This is a genomic window from Microbacterium phyllosphaerae (genome assembly GCF_050628115.1).
Lineage (GTDB): Bacteria > Actinomycetota > Actinomycetes > Actinomycetales > Microbacteriaceae > Microbacterium > Microbacterium phyllosphaerae_A.
The window spans coordinates 2,787,608-2,805,240 of sequence record NZ_CP192502.1; the positions used below are offsets into that span (position 1 = coordinate 2,787,608).

Consider the following 17,633-nt stretch of genomic DNA (forward strand, 5'->3'; position numbering starts at 1 on the left):
GGGGCAGACTAACCCCGCATGTCGCGGGCGAAACCCCAGGGACACGGAACCGTTATCGGACTGTGCACAATTGTGCGCAGGTCAGCTGACGGCGACGGCCTCGGCGTCGAAACCCTCGACGGGGAGGATGATCCGCTCACGCGTGCGCTCGATGTCGGGATCCGGAATCGGGATCGCCGACAGCAGCGCCTTCGTGTACGGATGCTGCGGATCGTCGAACACCTGATCGACATCGCCGTGCTCGACGAACGATCCCTTGTACATGACCGCGACGCGATCGGCGATGTGGCGGACCACGGCCAGATCGTGGGCGACGAAGAGGTACGACAGGCCGAGCTTGGCCTTGAGCTCGTCGAGCAGGTTGATGACACCGGCCTGGATCGAGACGTCCAGAGCCGACACCGGCTCGTCGAGCACGACGATCTTGGGGTTCGTCGACAGTGCGCGGGCGATGCCGATGCGCTGCCGCTGTCCACCTGAGAAAGCCTGCGGGAAGCGGTCGCTGTGTGCCGGGTCGAGACCGACGAGTCCCATGAGCTCCTCGACGCGGTCGAACACGTCATCCTTGCTCATGCCGATCGCGAACATCGGCTCGGCGATGATGTCCCAGACCGTCATGCGGGGGTCGAGCGCGCCCATCGGGTCCTGGAACACGATCTGCAGGTCACGGCGGAGCTTGCGCTCCTCCGAACGGCTCTTGATGTCTGCGACGCTCGTGCCGCCGATACGGATGTCGCCGTCCTCCTGGGCGACGAGATCCATGATCTGGAGCAGGGTGGTGGTCTTGCCACTGCCGGACTCGCCGACGATCGCGAGCGTCTCTCCCTGACGGATGTCGAAGCTGATGCCCTTGACCGCTCGCACCTCGCCGACCTTGCGCTTGAAGAAGGCGCCCTTCATCAACGGGAACGTCTTGTTCAGATTGACGGCCTCGAGAGTGATCGGTCGTTCCTCGCGCGGCACCTTGGCGAGCGAGCTCTCGGGGATCTCCGGGACGGGGAACACCGGCAGTCCGCCGATCTTCCCGTCGTCATCGATGTCGTTCGCACGGATGCACGCGACGGAGTGATTCGCATGGCCACTCGTGGTGACGGGCAGCAGTTCGGGCTCGCGCTCACGGCACGCGTCGATGGCGATCGGGCAGCGCGCAGCGAACGGGCACGCATCCGGCAGGTTGATCAGCAGAGGCGGGTTGCCCTTGATCGGGATCAGCGGCACCTTCTCGGTCTTGTCGACGCGAGGGATCGCTCCGAGAAGACCGATCGAGTAGGGCATCCGGGTGCGGTAGAACAGCTCGCGCACCGGGGCCTGCTCGACGGGCTTGCCCGCGTACATCACGAGCACGTCGTCGGCGGTCTTCGCGACCACGCCCATATCGTGGGTGATGATCATCATCGCGGCGCCCGTTTCGGCCTGCGCCTTCTCCATGAGCTCGAGGATCTGCGCCTGGATGGTGACATCGAGCGCGGTGGTCGGCTCGTCGGCGATGATCAGCTTCGGGTCGTTGGCCATCGCGATCGCAATCACGACGCGCTGGCGCATTCCGCCGGAGAACTCGTGCGGGAACGCCTTCATGCGGCGCTCGGCCTCGGGGATACCGACGAGCTTCAGCAGCTCGACTGAGCGGTCCCAGGCCTCCTTCTTCGACAGTCGGCGGTGCACGGTGAGCGCCTCGATCAGCTGGTCGCCGATCGTGAACACCGGGGTGAGCGAGGTGAGCGGATCCTGGAAGACCATCGCCATGCCGTTGCCGCGGATCACCGAGAGCTGCTTGTCGGTCTTGCCGAGCAGCTCCTGGCCGTCGTAGACGATGGAGCCGGTGACCTTGGCGTTATCGTCGAGCAGGCCCATGATCGCGAGTGACGTGACGGACTTGCCCGAGCCGGATTCGCCGACGATGCCGAGCGTCTTTCCCGCTTCGAGGTCGAACGAGACCCCGCGCACGGCGTCGACACGGCCCGCCTCGGACGGGAAGCTGACCTTGAGGTCGCGGACAGACAGGACAGTACTCATGCGCGACCTCCAGCCGCCGAGGTCGGATCGAGGGCGTCGCGCAGACCGTCGGCGATGAGAGCCATCGAGACGGTGAGCAGCGTCAGCGCCGCCGCGGGGAAGTAGAACAGCCACGGCGCGCTCACGAGCGTGCTCGAGCCGTAGCCGATGAGGGCACCGAGCGAGACATCCGGCAGCTTCACGCCGAAGCCGAGGAACGAGAGCGCGGTCTCGGTGAGCACGGCCGAGACGACGCCGAGCGTGAAGTTGATCACGAGCAGCGAGCCGATGTTCGGCAGCATGTGACGGACGACGATGCGCATGCCCGAGAGCCCGGCGTACCGAGCGGCGTGCACGTACTCGCGCTCGCGGATCGAGAGCGAGAGCGTCCAGATGATGCGCGCGGGGAAGAACCAGCCGACGACGAAGATCATCACGAGCGAGATCACGAGCCAGTTTCCGCCGGCGTCGTTCGAGATCATCGCGAGGATCAGGAAGTTGGGTACCACCATCATGAAGTGGATGATCGCGAGCATGATCCGCTCGTACCGGCCGCCGAAGTAGGCGGCAGTGGCGCCGATGAGCGCGGAGACGACGGTGGTGCCGATCGCGACGAGCGCGGCGATCATCATGGACCGCTGGAGGCCGACGGCCACCTGGGCGAAGTTGTCGTTGCCCGAACCGTTCGTTCCGAACCAGTGCTCGGACGAGGGGGCCTGGCGCAGTGCGAGGAAGTCGAGGTCGGTGTGCGAATAGGGAGCGATGAGAGGCCCGACGATCGCGAACACCACCAGCAGAGCCAGGATCACGACGCCGATCAGCGCGCCGCGGTTACGCATGAACCGACGCGTGTACAGCGTCATCATGGAGGTCCGCTTGCGGTTCTTCGGACGTTCGGGCTTCTCCGCGATGTCGGGGGAGACCCCGATGCTTTCCAGAGCCATCAGCTCACCCGCACTCTCGGATCGAGGACGACGACGGCGATGTCCGCGAGGATCGCGCCGATCGCCGTCATCAGGGCGCCGAATGCCGCGACCGCGACCACGCCGTGGATGTCGTTGTTGTTGAGGGTCTGGATGAAGTAGCGACCCATACCGTTCCAATTGAAGATCGTCTCCGTCAGCACCGCGCCGGTGAAGACCGCGGGGATCGTGAACGCGACCTGCGTCGTGACCGGGATCAGCGATGTCCGCAGCGCGTGCTTGCGGATCGCCTGCTGCTTGGTCAGGCCCTTCGCCCGTGCGGTGCGCACGTAGTCGGCCTTGATGTTGTCGAGCAGCAGCGAGCGCTGCAGGAAGTGGATGCCTGCATACCCGGTGAGCACGAGGCCCAATGTGGGGAGCGTCAGATGCTGCAGCACATCTATGAGGACGGGGAAGAAGCCCTCCACCCCCTGACTGGACGAACCCACCACGTAGAAGACCGTCGTGCCGACGGCGTTGTTGAAGTTGATCGCCAGGAGTACCAGAGCGAAGCCGGCGACCACCGTCGGGATGTTCATCGTGATGATGCTGGTGCCCTGACCGATCCGGTCGGCGAGCTTGTACTGCCGCGAGGCGGTGTACACGCCGAGGGCGATGCCGAGGATCGTCGTGATGATCGTCGCACCGAGCACGAGCTCGGCACTGATCCAGACGCGGTAGGCGACCTGCTCGTTGACCGACTCACCTGTGGGGCTGAGGCCCCAGTTCCAGTGGAAGAGGATGTTGGAGAACCAGGTCCACCACCGCTCGATGAGAGGTACCGACTCGCTCAGGTTGCGAGGACGCAGCAGGCTGTCGATCTGGTCGGCCGACAGGGGAGGACGCCGCCCGACGTAGTTGTTCTCCGGGTCGAGATAGAGCCACGCGAGGAAGTAGGTGATGTTCGTCGCGATGACGATCATCAGCACCCAACCGAACAGGCGGCGCAACAGATACTTGATCAAGGTGATGATTCTTTCTCTTCTACAGACGCGCGCGGGATCCGCCGACGCAACGCTGAGCCGGGAAGACAGTCAATCACCATCTGCCGATCTGCGCGACACGACGCCTGCACTTGGTCTGTGACGGAGTCTTATCGCTCACGGGATCCGGTGTCACGGATGGCTCCCGGGCAACCTCGGCAGAATATCACCGGATCGGGCGAAGCGAGCATAAGCCTCGCCTCACCGTAGAATCGACGGGACATGTCACCACGCGCCCTCACTCCTCTTCAGCCTGCCGCGACGCCTGCGAAGCAGATCCGCAATTTCTGCATCATCGCGCACATCGATCACGGCAAGTCGACCCTCGCCGACCGCATGCTCCAGATCACCGGCGTGGTCTCGGACCGTGACATGCGCGCCCAGTACCTCGACCGCATGGACATCGAGCGCGAGCGCGGCATCACCATCAAGAGCCAGGCCGTGCGGATGCCGTGGGAGATCGATGGGCAGACCTTCGCGCTCAACATGATCGACACCCCCGGCCACGTCGACTTCACCTATGAGGTGTCACGCTCTCTCGCCGCATGCGAGGGAGCCATCCTGCTCGTCGACGCCGCACAGGGCATCGAGGCGCAGACCCTTGCGAATCTCTATCTGGCGCTCGAGAACGATCTGCACATCATCCCGGTGCTCAACAAGATCGATCTGCCGGCCGCTGACCCCGACAAGTACGCCAAGGAACTGGCATCCCTCATCGGTGGCAAGCCCGAAGACGTGCTGCGCGTCTCGGGCAAGACCGGTGTAGGGGTCGAGGAGCTGCTCGACCGCCTGGTCAAGGAGATCCCCGCGCCCGTCGGCGACGCCGAGGCGCCTGCCAGAGCCATGATCTTCGACTCCGTCTACGACGCCTACCGCGGTGTCGTCACCTACGTCCGCATGATCGACGGCAGCCTGTCGCCCCGCGAGCGCATCCAGATGATGTCCACGGGCGCCACCCACGAGGCGCTCGAGGTCGGCGTGTCGAGTCCCGAGCCGGTGCCCACCAAAGGGCTGGGCGTCGGCGAGGTCGGCTACCTCATCACCGGCGTGAAGGACGTGCGGCTCTCCAAAGTCGGCGACACCGTCACGACGGCACGCAAGCCCGCGACCGAGGCCCTCGACGGCTACACCGATCCGAAGCCGATGGTGTTCTCGGGGGTCTACCCGATCGACGGCAGCGACTACGCGGAGCTCCGCGAGGCGCTCGACAAACTCAAGCTCTCCGACGCCTCGCTGCAGTACGAGCCTGAGACGTCGGTCGCCCTCGGGTTCGGCTTCCGCTGCGGTTTCCTGGGACTCCTGCACCTCGAGATCATCACCGAGCGGCTCGAGCGCGAGTTCGGCCTCGACCTCATCACCACTGCACCCAGCGTGATCTACGAGGTGCTCACGAGCGACACGGGCGAGACCGTGACGGTCACGAACCCGAGCGAGTACCCCGACGGGCGCATCGGCTCGGTGTCGGAGCCCATGGTCAAGACGGCCATCCTGCTGCCCAAGGACTACGTCGGCACTGTGATGGAGCTGTGCCAGTCGCGTCGCGGAGCGCTGCTGGGCATGGAGTACTTCTCCGAGGAGCGCGTCGAGCTCCGCTACATGATGCCGCTCGGTGAGATCGTCTTCGACTTCTTCGACCAGCTCAAGTCCAAGACCCAGGGCTACGCCTCGCTCGACTACGAGCCCGCCGGACAGCAGGAGGCCGACCTCGTCAAGGTCGACATCCTCCTGCAGGGTGACAAGGTCGACGCGTTCAGCTCGATCGTGCACCGCGACAAGGCCTACGCCTACGGCACGCTGATGACGGAGCGACTGCGCAAGCTGATCCCTCGCCAGAACTTCGAGGTGCCGATCCAGGCCGCCATCGGCGCCAGGATCATCGCCCGCGAGACGATCAGGGCGCTGCGCAAGGACGTGCTCGCGAAGTGCTACGGCGGTGACATCAGCCGCAAGCGCAAGCTCCTCGAGAAGCAGAAAGAGGGCAAGAAGCGCATGAAGATGGTGGGCCGTGTCGAGGTGCCGCAGGAGGCGTTCATCGCCGCGCTCTCCGGCGACGTCGAGGGCAAGGACAAGAAGTAGGACCCTGCGGGTCGGGGTGTTCCCGGCGCGTGGACGGTGATCGTCCAGGAAACGGGAAGTAGGCTGGAAATCATGCGGCGCGGGACTTTCCGAGACGACACGGTGGACTATGCGGCCGTGGGTGCGACCCACGCGCCCGATCTGATGCAGTACCCGCCGGAGCGCAGCCTCCCGGCGGAGAACTCCTGGCGGATCGGCAGCGGCATCGAACGCTTCCAGTCCGCCGGCGAATCGCTCCTGACCTGGACGGCGCAGCGCGCCTCGGGCTTGAGCATCGAGGATGTCCGTCCGGCTCCGGGCCCCGCGTACGCCGGGGTGAGCTTCGATGCGGAGGGCAATCCGATCGCCCCGAGCAAGACCGACGTCGAGCAGCGCTTCGATGCCGAGGGCACTCCGTTCGCAGGGCCGGGGATGACCCTTCGTCTGCACGGACGCGTGAGCGGGATGCGCGCGGATGCCGAACTCCGTGTGATCTCGGTCACCGAAGAGAAGCGCCGCATCGGATTCGTGCTGGGCACGGTCGGCGGCTCCGTGGTGCGCGGTGAGGAATCCTTCGACATCGACTGGCGCGAGGACAACGACGAGGTGTGGTTCTCGGTGCGCGCATTCGATGCGCCGAACTCCCTGCTGTACCGCGTCGTCCCCGCGCTCGTGAAGCGCCGTCGCCGCGAGCTGTTCGCACGCTATCTGCGGGCGATCTCGCCGCTCTACGCGACTCCGGTCTGATGGCCACGGTTCTCTGATGGCCACGATTCTCTGATGGTCACGGTTCTCTGATGGCCGGTCCCCTTCCGCTGGGCGATCCGGCACCGGCAGACGGGCGCCTTCCGTCCGATCTCGCGATCGACCCGGCTGCGCCGTTCTCGGCCTATCTGCACGTCCCCTTCTGCCGGGTGCGCTGCGGCTACTGCGACTTCAACACCTATACGTCCGGCGAGCTTCGCGGTGCGAAGCAGGAGGACTACGCCTCGACGCTGATCACCGAGATCGACCTGGCGAAGCGCGTTCTCGCGAATGCGGGCGCGCTGCGCCCCATGGACACCGTGTTCTTCGGCGGAGGCACGCCGACTCTCCTGCCAGCGGGAGATCTCGCCCGGATGCTCGGTGCGGCGACCGACGCATTCGGTCTGACGGACGGCGCCGAGGTCACGGTCGAGGCGAACCCCGACACGGTGACGCCCGAGGTCGCCCGCACACTCGCGGATGCCGGTGTGACGAGGCTTTCGATCGGCATGCAGTCGGCAGTGCCGCATGTGCTCGCCGCTCTCGACCGCACCCATCGCCCCGAGAATGTGACGACGGCGGTCGCCGCGGCGAAGGATGCAGGCCTCGCCGTGAGCGTGGACCTCATCTACGGCGCCCCCGGTGAGTCGCTCGGTGATTGGGAGGCGTCGCTCGATGCGGCGCTCGCACTCGAGTCGGACCACATCTCGGCCTACGCGCTGATCATCGAGGACGGCACGAAGCTCGCGCGACAGATCCGCCGAGGCGAGGTGCCGACGCCGGACGACGACCTGCAGGCCGACATGTATGAGCTCGCCGATGCGCGTCTCGCAGCGGCGGGCTTCGACTGGTACGAGATCAGCAACTGGTCGCGCACCGTCGAACAGCGCTCGCGACACAACCTCGCGTACTGGCGGGGGAGCGACTGGTGGGGCTTCGGCCCCGGCGCGCACAGCCACGTCGCAGGGCTCCGGTGGTGGAACGTGAAGCACCCGGCCGCCTATGCGCAGCGTCTCGCCGCCGAGGAGTCGCCGGCCGCCGGAACCGAGCGTCCTGATGCGGAATCGAGGACCCTCGAGCGAGTTCTGCTGCTGAGCCGCATCCGCGAGGGGATCGCGGTCATCGACCTGCAGCCGGACAAGCGCGCGCGTGTCGCCGGCCTGATCGCGGACGGCCTCGTCGACCCCGCCGCCGCGGTGCGCGGGCGCGTGCAGCTCACAATTCGTGGGCGTCTGCTCGCTGACGCCGTGGTGCGAGAGCTCACGGACTGACCGCGGGTCGGGTCGCTACGGCAGCAGGTCGAGTGCCGCTGTGCGTCGCTGTGCGACGGTGGAGGTCTGGGTGTCGAACAGTCGCGTCATCCGTTCGGAGTCGAACCGCGGCCACCCCGGGTCACCGGTCTTGATGAAGGCGATCCACGCCGAGTGCATCTCGTCTGCGAGGTCCTGCGGCGCATCGGCACCGGCGAGCCGTTGTGCTTCTGGGTCGCCGAGGCGGTCGAACACGAAGCCCAGCTCGAGAGCGTGGGCTGCACGCAGGTCGCGGACGGCGCTCTGCCAGGCGAATTCGTAGACATAGGTCGGCGCCGTCCGCGCGTGGGCCAGTCGGGTCAGCGGCGCGCGCAGCATGATGTCCGTGGCGAGCTGGCCGAAGATCTCGCCCGTGGAGGCTCCGGGGAAGGCCGCACGGTAGGCCGCGACGGCCGCCCTCGGGATCCGCAAGGCGAGTCGCGCGAGCAGCAGCTTCGCCGGACTGACTCCGGCGAGAGCCGCCGGAGGGAACCAGAGGCGATATTCGTCTGTGTTGCTCCCGATGAGCAGCGGGACGTCGGCGTCGGCGAGGCCCTCGTGCGGCGAGTGGGGAAGGGACTCGGCATCCACTGCGAACTGGAATCCCGGGGCCCCGCCCAGCGGCGACGAGCCGGCGGCCTGTCGCCTGCGCGCATGGAGCAGCTTCGCGGGAGATGCTCCGAGGAAGCCAGCGCGGTCGGCTCTGATGCCGAGCCGCTTCGCCAGCTGCGCCGTGACGCGGCCCGCCTTCTTCGCGGTCTGGGCCTCGAGCGGTCCGGATTCGATGATCGCCCGCGCGATCAGCGAGCGCGACGAGGGGTTCGCGAGGAGACCGGCGACGATCGCGCCCCCGGCGGACTCGCCCATGGCCGTGATCTGCGACGGATCGCCGCCGAACGAGGCTATCTCGCCGTGCACCCAGGCGAGCGCCGCCGCGGCGTCCTGCAGTCCGAGATTCCGCGGAGCGCCGTCGAGCACCGAGAAGCCCTCGGAGCCCAGACGGTAGTTGATGGACGCGAAGACGATCCCGGCCCGGGCGAATGCTGCCCCGTCATAGAGGGGGAGTGCGGCGGCTCCCCGTTCGAGCGCGCCGCCGTGGATCCAGAGGACGACCGGTGCGCCCGCGGCGTCCTCCGGTGCCCAGATGTTGACCGAGAGGATCTCGTCTCCCGGGATCTCGACCGAACCCAGGAGCTCGCCGATCGCCCCGGGGTACGGATGCTGAGGGGCCGTGGGGCCAAATGCAGTGGCGTCGCGCACGCCCTCCCACGCGGGAGCGGGCTGCGGTGCGCGGAAGCGGTTCGGCCCGAACGGGGCAGACGCGTACGGAATGCCCAGATAGCGATGCACTCCGTCGAGCGCTTCGCCCCGCACGATTCCGGCGGAGACGGTGGCCTGCGGCGCGACACTCATACCCGTCATCGTAGGGGGATCAGCGCGGCGCCCGCCTCGGCGGGTAGAATTGGCACTCGTACCCAGTGAGTGCCAGAGGGAGGGAGTTGCGATGGTCAGTGAAAGAGGCCTCCAGGTTCTCCGCGCGATCGTGCAGGACTACGTCGAGACGCATGAGCCCGTCGGCAGTCGATCGATCGTCGACCGCTACTCGTTCGGTGTGTCCGCGGCGACGATCCGCAACGACATGGCACTGCTCGAAGACGAAGAGCTCATCGCGGCACCGCACACGTCATCGGGTCGAGTGCCGACCGACAAGGGCTACCGCGTCTTCGTCGACCATCTCGCGCAGCTGCGTCCGCTCACGGTCGCACAGCGCACGGCGATCGAGTCGTTCCTGACTGCGCCCTCCGACCTCGACGACCTGATGGTGCGCACCGTCCGTGTGCTCACTCAGCTCACGGGCCAGGTCGCACTCGCTCAGTACCCGTCGTTCGCGCGGGCGCACCTCACGCACCTCGAGCTCGTCGCGTTGTCGCCCAACCGGCTGCTGATCGTCCTCGTCACCGATGCGGGTGGGGTCTCTCAGCGCATGGCGCCGCTGCCGGTCGACGTCGACGAAGCCGACATGGCGATCCTCCGTGCGCGACTGTCGGCGCTCATCACCGGGCAGGCGGTGAGCGATGCGGCCGAGCGGCTGCAGAATCTGCTCGCCGCGGACGAGCACCCGAACGATGTGGCACTCCGTACGCTCGCGAGCATCATCATCGATGAGCTGGGTGCGTTCCGCCAGGAGCGCCTGGTGATGGCGGGAGCTGCGACCCTCGCCCGCCGCGAGCAGGACTTCCGCGGCAGCATCCACCCTCTGCTCGAGGCGATCGAAGAGCAGGTCACCCTGCTGCGCCTGATGAGCGAGATGGAGGCGGACTCTCACGGCCTCGCGGCCAGCATCGGAACGGAGAACGCCTCGTTCGGCCTCGGTGAGGCATCGATCGTGGCCAGTGACTACGCCGCGCCCAGCGGCATGGCGCGTGTCGGCGTGATGGGGCCGACGCGCATGGACTATCCGAGCAATCTCGCGGCTGCGCGGGCTGTGGCCCGCTATCTCTCGCGAATGCTCGATGAAGACGAGGCGTCCCGCTGACGCGGACGCCCAGAGAACAGCACACGCAGAAGGGCCATTGTGGCAGACCACTACGAGGTACTCGGCGTCTCCCGTGACGCCTCCACCGACGAGATCAAGAAGGCGTACCGACGCCTCGCTCGCCAGCTCCACCCGGACGTGAACCCGGGTGAAGACGCAGCGGAGAAGTTCAAACTCGTGACGCACGCGTACGACGTGCTCAGCGACGACGATTCGCGTCGTCGCTACGACATGGGCGGCGGAGACGGCGCGGCCGGGAACTTCGGCGGGTTCGGCGGCTTCGGCGACATCTTCGAGACCTTCTTCGGCGCGGGTCAGGGCGGCGGCAGGGGAGCGCGACCGCGTTCCCGCCGTGAGCGCGGGCAGGACGCCCTCGTTCGGGTGTCGCTCGAACTGGGCGACGTCGTGTTCGGTGCGCATCGCGACATCGAGGTCGACACTGCGGTCCTGTGTGAGACATGCAACGGATCGTGCTGCCAAGAGGCAACCTCTCCCGTGACCTGCGACATCTGCGGAGGGTCCGGTCACGTGCAGCGCCAGGTGCGCAGCCTGCTCGGCAACGTCGTGACGTCCCAGCCGTGCGGCACCTGCGAGGGCTACGGGACGACCATTCCCTACCCCTGCGGCACCTGTGGTGGGCAGGGGCGGGTGCGCTCGCGTCGCACGGTCTCGCTCGACATCCCTGCCGGTGTCGAGACGGGGCTGCGTCTGCAGCTTCCCGGCTCCGGCGAGGTGGGCAAGGCCGGCGGCCCCAACGGCGACCTGTACGTCGAGGTCACCGTCAATCCGCATCCGTCCTTCAGCCGTGACGGCGACGACCTGCTGGCGACGCTCGAGGTCTCGATGCCCGACGCGATCCTCGGCACCGAGACCACGATCCAGGGACTCGACGGCGAGGTCGACCTCGAAGTCCGCTCGGGCGTGCAGTCGGGCGACGTCCTGACGATCAAGGGCCGCGGCATCACTCCGCTGCGAGGCAGCCAGCGCGGCGATCTGCGGGTCGGCGTCCAGGTGGTCACCCCGACCAAGCTCGATTCCGCGCAGCGGGCGCTCATCGAGGACTTCGCGAAGAAGACGAAGGCGCCAGGCCCCCAGCTGGCGCAGTTCCAGCAGGGACTCTTCTCGAAGCTCCGCGACCGCTTCCGTTCGCACTGACCCGGACGGCGCTCATGGCTCTGCACTTCCTCGTCGAATCGTCATCGGATGCGGCGGTCGGCGACCTCGTGTCGCTCACCGGAGCCGAAGCCAAGCATGCCGCGGTGGTCCGCCGTCTCCGCGTCGGTGAGGCGGTGACCGTCGGCGACGGCGCGGGGGTGTGGCTCACCGGTGTCGCCGAGGAGGTCTCGCCCTCCCGTGTCGACGTGCGTGTGTCCGAGCGATCGGCAGACCCTGCGCCGACGCCTCGCCTCGTGCTCGTGCAGGCGCTGGCCAAGGGCGACCGCGACGAGCTCGCGGTGCAGGCCGCCTGCGAGCTCGGCGTCGACGAGATCGTGCCGTGGCAGGCGGGCCGCAGCATTTCGCGGTGGGAGGGCGCCAAGGCGGTCAAAGGCCGAGAGCGCTGGGCGACCATCGTCCGCGAGGCAGCCAAGCAGGCGCATCGTGCATGGGTTCCTGAGGTGTCGGCTCCGGCATCGACCGCAGATCTCGTGAAGCGTGCGTCGTCCGAGCGCGTGCTGCTGCTCGACCCGGGGGCGACCAGGCGGTTGTCGGAGCTCGCGCCCGACGGCCGCGACCTCGTGCTCGTGGTCGGACCGGAAGGCGGCATCTCGGACGACGAGCTGACGAAGCTGTCCGACGCCGGTGCCGAGCGCGTGCTGCTCGGGGACACGGTGCTGCGCACCTCGACAGCGGGCCCGGCGGCCATCGCGGTCCTGTCCGTGGCACTCGGTCGCTGGTGAAGACGGGCCCGTCCGCGTTGCGATCAGTAGACTGGGAGCATGTCCGAGCCCTCGATCTTCACGCGCATCCTGAACGGTGACATCCCCGGCGAGATCCTGCTCGACACCGGTCGGGTGTTCGCGATCCGTGACATCAACCCGCAGGCGCCGCTGCATGCGCTCGTGATCCCCAAGACCGAGGACTATCGCGACGTCACCGAGCTCGCGGCGGGCGACCCCGGTCTGCTTGCGGAGATCGTCGCAGCGGCCGCGCAGCTCGCGTCCGAGCACGCGAACGGCGAGTACCGCCTCATCTTCAACAACGGCGCGAGCGCCGCCCAGTCCGTCTTCCACGTGCACGCCCATGTGCTCGGCAACATCGAGGAGAACAAGCTCGTTGGCTTCTGACGAAAACGATTCCGTGACCGCATCCGACACCGCCGTCGAGAAGATCTACGCCGACGGTGTCGCCATGGTGCAGCTCCTCGGCCCCCAGGACCGACTGCTGCGGATGCTCGAGAAGGAGCACCGAGACGTCCAGGTGCTCGTACGCGGCAACGAGATCACGCTCACGGGCGCGGCTGACGCCGTCGCGAAGGCGAAGACACTCGTCGACGAGCTGATGACCATGACGAAGGCCGGCCACGACCTCGCTCCGAGCGATGTGACCAGCTCGGCGCGCCTCCTGCGCAACGACGGCGGTCCCCGCCCGAGCGAGGTGCTCGGCGAGGCCATCCTGTCGACCAGGGGCAAGGTCATCCGCCCCAAGACCCTCGGCCAGAAGGAGTACGTCGACGCGATCGAGGAGAACACGATCGTCTTCGGCATCGGCCCGGCCGGTACCGGAAAGACCTATCTCGCTATGGCGAAGGCCGTCCAGGCGCTGCAGCGCAAGGAGGTCACCAGGATCATCCTCACGCGTCCTGCCGTCGAGGCCGGCGAGCGTCTGGGATTCCTGCCCGGCACTCTCACCGACAAGATCGACCCGTACCTGCGCCCGCTCTACGATGCGCTGAACGAGATGATGGACCCCGAGATCGTCCCTCGCCTGATGGCGACGGGGACGATCGAGGTGGCACCGCTCGCGTACATGCGCGGTCGCACGCTCAACGACTCGTTCGTCGTGCTCGACGAGGCGCAGAACACGACGCCCGAGCAGATGAAGATGTTCCTGACGCGTCTCGGCTTCGGCTCGAAGATGGTCGTCACGGGTGACATCACCCAGGTGGATCTTCCCCAGGGCTCGTCGGGACTGCGTCTCGTGACGCGTGTGCTCGACGGCATCGACGACATCCACTTCGCCCGCCTCACGAGTGAGGACGTGGTGCGTCACTCTCTCGTCGGCCGCATCGTCGACGCGTACAGCGAGTACGACGAACGCCGCACCGCTCAGCGCTTCGAGCGCGAGCAGGCTGCCGAGTTCGCCAATCGCGCCGACCGCCGAGGCGCACAACGACCAGGACCCCGGGACCGGATGCCGAAACGCGGCCTCTCCTGATGAAACGAGCACAGCCATGATCGAGATCAACAACGAGTCGGCCATCGACGTCGACGAGACGGTGCTGCAGCGACTGACCGACTTCAACCTCGCGCAGATGCATGTCAGCCCTGACGCCGAGGTCGCGATCGTACTCGTCGACGAGGGTGCCATGGAAGCCCTCCACGTGCAGTGGATGGACGAGCCCGGCCCCACGGACGTGCTCAGCTTCCCCATGGACGAGCTGCGCCCCGGCACCGAGGATCGCCCGACGGCGCCCGGACTGCTCGGAGACATCGTGCTGTGCCCTCAGGTCGCCGAGGCACAGGCCCAGGCTGCCGGCCACACGCTGATGGACGAGCTGATCCTGCTCACCACTCATGGGCTGCTCCACCTGCTCGGCTTCGACCACGCGGAGCCCGACGAGGAGCGCGAGATGTTCGGACTGCAGAAGGAGCTCATCCAGGGCTTCGCCGCGGCTGAACGTCGACGATGACCGCGGCCCTCCTTCTCGCCGGCGCTGTTCTGCTGGTCGCGTTCGGCGGCCTCATGGCAGCGATCGATGCGGCCTTCGGCGTCACATCGCGCTCCGACATCGCCGAGATGGGCACAGAAGGGCGCAACTCCCGGCAGCTCGCCCGTATCGCTGCCGACCCTGATGCTCACGTCAATGCCGTCGCGTTCATCCGCGTTCTCGCCGAGACGGCGGCAGCGGTGCTCGTCACGGTCGCCTTCAGCATCCTGTTCGACAACATCTGGTGGGCGATGCTCGCCGCGGCGCTGCTGATGACGGGCATCAGCTTCGTGCTGGTCGGGGCGAGTCCCCGATCCTTCGGCCGTCACCATGCCGAGGGGATGCTGCGCGCGAATGCGCCGGTGGTCCGCGGGCTGCGCGTCATCCTCGGGCCGCTCGCCCAGGGGCTCGTCGTGCTCGGCAACCGGGTGACCCCAGGGCGCGGGCGCAGCTCGTTCACGTCGGAGGAGCAGTTGCTGAGCATGGTCGACGAGGCTGCCTCGAACGACCTGATCGAGGCGGACGACCGCGATCTCATCCACTCCGTCTTCGACTTCACCGACCAGTTCGTGCGTGCGGTGATGGTGCCCCGAACCGAGATGGTGACAGTCGACGCGACCGCGACGACGAGTGAGGCCATGGCGCTGTTCCTGCAGCGCGGCGTCTCGCGCATGCCCGTGGTCGACGATGACGCCGATGACGTCGTCGGAGTGCTCTATCTCAAGGACCTCGTGCTGTTCGCCTTCCGCGACGAGAACGCCTGGCGAGCGGCATCGATCCGTCCGATCTCGCGGCCGGCGACCTTCGTCCCCGAGTCCATGCGCGCGGAGACGCTCCTGCAGCAGATGAAGCGGGATGCCGTGCACGTGTGCCTGGTGATCGACGAACATGGCGGAATCTCGGGACTCGTGACGCTCGAGGACCTCATCGAGGAACTCGTGGGCGAGATCTCCGACGAGTACGATCAGGTGTCGGCGGAAGTCGTCGAACTCGGCGACGGACGCTACCGCGTGAGCGCGAGACTCTCGCTGGAGGACGTCGGCGATCTCTTCGGCCTCGAGCTCGAGGACGAGGACGTCGACTCCATCGGCGGTCTGCTCGGCAAGGCGCTCGGACAGGTTCCGCAGCCGGGAGCCACGGCGACGGTCGACGGACTGACGCTCACCGGCGGAGCCTCCAGAGGGCGAGGCCGTGGAATCGCGACGGTCTTCGTCGAACGAGCAGAGCACGATGCGGAATCGACCGCAGATGAGAGAGATGACGACGATGACTGAGCAGACGCGAAGCGGATTCGTGACCTTCGTGGGGCGGCCGAACGTCGGGAAGTCGACTCTCACGAACGCGCTGGTCGGCGAGAAGATCGCGATCACGAGCGAGAAGCCCCAGACCACACGACGGGCGATCCGCGGGATCGTGAACCGCCCGGAGGGGCAGCTCGTCATCGTGGACACCCCCGGCATCCACAAGCCCCGCACCCTGCTGGGCGAGCGGCTCAACGATCTCGTCGAGCAGGTTCTCGGCGACGTCGACGTGATCGGATTCTGTGTGCCCGCGACCGAGAAGGTCGGCCCTGGCGATCGTCGCATCGCCGCGTCGCTCGACGGATATCGCCGTGCCAAGAAGATCGCGATCGTCACGAAGACCGATGCGGCCAGCCGCGATGACATCACCGAACGGCTCATGGAGGTCGATGCGCTTCGCGAGGACTGGGACGCCGTGATCCCGATCTCCGCGCTCACGAACGACCAGCTCGAGGTGCTCGCCGACGAGGTGCTCTCACTCATGCCCGAGGGCCCGGCGCTCTATGGCGAGGGCGTCACCACCGACGAGTCGGAGGAGGACCGGATCGCGGAGATGATCCGCGAGGCGGCGCTCGACGGCGTCCGTGACGAGCTTCCGCACTCGATCGCTGTCGTGATCGACGACATCGCGGCGCGCGAGGGCACCGACCTGACGGACGTGCACGCATCGATCGTCGTCGAGCGCGACAGCCAGAAGGCGATCATCATCGGCCACAAGGGCAAGCGCCTCGCCGACGTGGGGCGTCGCGCACGCGTCGGCATCGAGGAGCTTCTCGGTACTCGGGTCTTCCTGGGACTGCACGTGAAGGTCGCGAAGGAATGGCAGCGCGACCCGAAGCAGCTGGGTCGTCTCGGCTTCTGATGGCGCGCCACTGGATCGCCACCTCGTGGGGCTCGCCGGACACCTGGCAGTTCGTCGAATATGAGGTGCCGCGTCCGGGCCGCGGCGAGGTCTCCATCCGGGTGCACGCTGCCGGAGTGAACCCGGCGGACGCGAAGCACGTCGCCGCGGCCAGGCCAGGCGCCGAACTGCCCGTGCCGATCGGCTACGAGATCTCGGGTGAGATCACGGCGCTCGGACCGGACACGAGGATCGGGTCGGGTGACGCCGCGGTCGGCGACGAGGTCATCGCGTTCCGCGTGACGGGCGGGTACGCCACCGAACTGACGATCCCGGCAGGGAAGGCGTTCGCGAAGCCGACCACTCTGACGCATCCCGAGGCGGCCAACCTGCTGCTCGCCGGCACCACGGCGGCAGAGATGCTGGCCGTGACGGATGTCGTTCCTGGCGAGACGATCCTCTTGCACGGCGCATCCGGCGCCGTCGGAGTGAGCGTCCTGCAGCAGTCGGCGCGTGGTGGCATCCGCGTGATCGGCACCGCCAGCGCCGGCAGATTCGACGTCGTCGAACGATTCGGCGGCATTCCCGTGAGCTACGGATCCGGCCTCGCAAACCGGGTCAGGGATGCCGCTGCCGGCGCCCCCATCTCTGCGGGTCTCGATGCCGTAGGTACTGACGAAGCGGTCGACGTGTCGCTCGAACTCGTCGCCGACCCGCGCCGCATCGTGACGATCGCCGCATTCGCGCGTGCGCAGGCCGACGGCATCCTGGCGATCGCCGGCTCGATGCCCGACAGCGCGCGGTTCCGGGATGCCGTGCGAGGAGAGCTGGTGGCGCTCGCGCAGGCGGGAGAACTGGTCGTCCCGCTGGCGAGGACCTTCCCGCTCGAGGATGCACCGGCGGCGCTCGCGCTCCTCGCCGACGAGCATCCCGGCGGCAAGCTCGCGCTGATCCCGCCGGGATAGACGGACACGTGCAGCAATCCTGCTACGATGGCCGCATGCCTTTCGGCGGTCTGCTTCTTCTTAGCTGCCGCGACGAGTCCTAAAGCTAGGGCCTTCC

The 17,633-nt window shown here is 67.3% G+C and carries 16 protein-coding genes; 12 read left to right on the forward strand and 4 right to left on the reverse strand.

What is annotated here, in order from left to right:
* Positions 1–81: 81 nt before the first annotated feature.
* The 3 genes from ACQ4LY_RS13250 to ACQ4LY_RS13260 are packed head-to-tail and all read right to left on the reverse strand — an operon-like array spanning position 82 to position 3,919.
* Entirely contained in the window at positions 82–2,013 is a 1,932-nt protein-coding gene (locus ACQ4LY_RS13250) for an ABC transporter ATP-binding protein (protein WP_431072181.1), read from the reverse strand.
* Positions 2,010–2,936 carry an ABC transporter permease gene (locus ACQ4LY_RS13255; protein ID WP_431072183.1) on the reverse strand — a complete coding sequence of 309 codons (927 nt, stop codon included), beginning with the start codon at positions 2,934–2,936 and terminating at the stop codon, positions 2,010–2,012. Before ACQ4LY_RS13255 ends, ACQ4LY_RS13250 begins: the two co-directional genes overlap by 4 nt.
* Positions 2,936–3,919, reverse strand: a complete 984-nt coding sequence (locus ACQ4LY_RS13260) for an ABC transporter permease (protein WP_056307232.1) — start codon at positions 3,917–3,919, stop codon at positions 2,936–2,938. The genes ACQ4LY_RS13255 and ACQ4LY_RS13260 overlap by 1 nt, the downstream gene beginning before the upstream one ends.
* Positions 3,920–4,159: 240 nt before the next feature.
* On the opposite strand from ACQ4LY_RS13260, the gene lepA reads away from it, so the two are divergent.
* The 3 genes from lepA to hemW all read left to right on the forward strand — a co-directional run bounded on the left by lepA (position 4,160) and on the right by hemW (position 8,007).
* The gene (gene lepA / locus ACQ4LY_RS13265; RefSeq protein WP_431072185.1) at positions 4,160–6,013 is read left to right on the forward strand and encodes a translation elongation factor 4; all 1,854 of its coding nucleotides are present in this window, start codon (positions 4,160–4,162) and stop codon (positions 6,011–6,013) included.
* A gap of 72 nt (positions 6,014–6,085) precedes the next feature.
* Complete coding sequence (locus tag ACQ4LY_RS13270; protein ID WP_431072187.1) at positions 6,086–6,739, forward strand: DUF1990 family protein; 654 nt, start codon at positions 6,086–6,088, stop codon at positions 6,737–6,739.
* 50 nt (positions 6,740–6,789) lie between these two features.
* Positions 6,790–8,007 carry a radical SAM family heme chaperone HemW gene (gene hemW / locus ACQ4LY_RS13275; protein ID WP_431072189.1) on the forward strand — a complete coding sequence of 406 codons (1,218 nt, stop codon included), beginning with the start codon at positions 6,790–6,792 and terminating at the stop codon, positions 8,005–8,007.
* 15 nt (positions 8,008–8,022) lie between these two features.
* On the opposite strand, the gene ACQ4LY_RS13280 is transcribed toward hemW, so the two are convergent.
* Positions 8,023–9,438 carry a carboxylesterase/lipase family protein gene (locus tag ACQ4LY_RS13280; protein ID WP_431072191.1) on the reverse strand — a complete coding sequence of 472 codons (1,416 nt, stop codon included), beginning with the start codon at positions 9,436–9,438 and terminating at the stop codon, positions 8,023–8,025.
* A gap of 91 nt (positions 9,439–9,529) precedes the next feature.
* Here ACQ4LY_RS13280 and hrcA point away from each other — a divergent pair, with 91 nt between their 5' ends.
* From hrcA to ACQ4LY_RS13325, 9 genes are all read left to right on the forward strand, one after another.
* A complete protein-coding gene (gene hrcA, locus ACQ4LY_RS13285) occupies positions 9,530–10,561 on the forward strand; it encodes a heat-inducible transcriptional repressor HrcA (protein ID WP_431072193.1) in 1,032 nt (343 codons plus the stop codon).
* A 39-nt stretch (positions 10,562–10,600) separates the two neighbouring features.
* Positions 10,601–11,716 (forward strand): molecular chaperone DnaJ, encoded by a 1,116-nt coding sequence (dnaJ, locus tag ACQ4LY_RS13290; protein ID WP_431072195.1) that lies wholly within the window; start codon positions 10,601–10,603, stop codon positions 11,714–11,716.
* A 14-nt stretch (positions 11,717–11,730) separates the two neighbouring features.
* Positions 11,731–12,459, forward strand: a complete 729-nt coding sequence (locus ACQ4LY_RS13295) for a 16S rRNA (uracil(1498)-N(3))-methyltransferase (protein WP_431072197.1) — start codon at positions 11,731–11,733, stop codon at positions 12,457–12,459.
* 39 nt (positions 12,460–12,498) lie between these two features.
* Positions 12,499–12,846, forward strand: coding sequence for an HIT domain-containing protein (locus ACQ4LY_RS13300; RefSeq protein WP_056307247.1), 348 nt, complete (start codon positions 12,499–12,501; stop codon positions 12,844–12,846).
* A gap of 64 nt (positions 12,847–12,910) precedes the next feature.
* Positions 12,911–13,936: a PhoH family protein gene (locus tag ACQ4LY_RS13305; RefSeq protein WP_235559979.1), complete on the forward strand. Its 1,026-nt coding sequence runs from the start codon at positions 12,911–12,913 to the stop codon at positions 13,934–13,936.
* Between the two features lie 16 nt (positions 13,937–13,952).
* The gene (ybeY, locus tag ACQ4LY_RS13310; protein ID WP_056307252.1) at positions 13,953–14,411 is read left to right on the forward strand and encodes an rRNA maturation RNase YbeY; all 459 of its coding nucleotides are present in this window, start codon (positions 13,953–13,955) and stop codon (positions 14,409–14,411) included.
* Complete coding sequence (locus ACQ4LY_RS13315) at positions 14,408–15,703, forward strand: hemolysin family protein (RefSeq protein ID WP_431072200.1); 1,296 nt, start codon at positions 14,408–14,410, stop codon at positions 15,701–15,703. The genes ybeY and ACQ4LY_RS13315 overlap by 4 nt, the downstream gene beginning before the upstream one ends.
* The gene (gene era / locus ACQ4LY_RS13320; RefSeq protein ID WP_431072202.1) at positions 15,696–16,592 is read left to right on the forward strand and encodes a GTPase Era; all 897 of its coding nucleotides are present in this window, start codon (positions 15,696–15,698) and stop codon (positions 16,590–16,592) included. The genes ACQ4LY_RS13315 and era overlap by 8 nt, the downstream gene beginning before the upstream one ends.
* Positions 16,592–17,536 (forward strand): NADP-dependent oxidoreductase, encoded by a 945-nt coding sequence (locus ACQ4LY_RS13325; RefSeq protein WP_431072204.1) that lies wholly within the window; start codon positions 16,592–16,594, stop codon positions 17,534–17,536. Before era ends, ACQ4LY_RS13325 begins: the two co-directional genes overlap by 1 nt.
* The last annotated feature ends 97 nt before the right edge of the window (positions 17,537–17,633 follow it).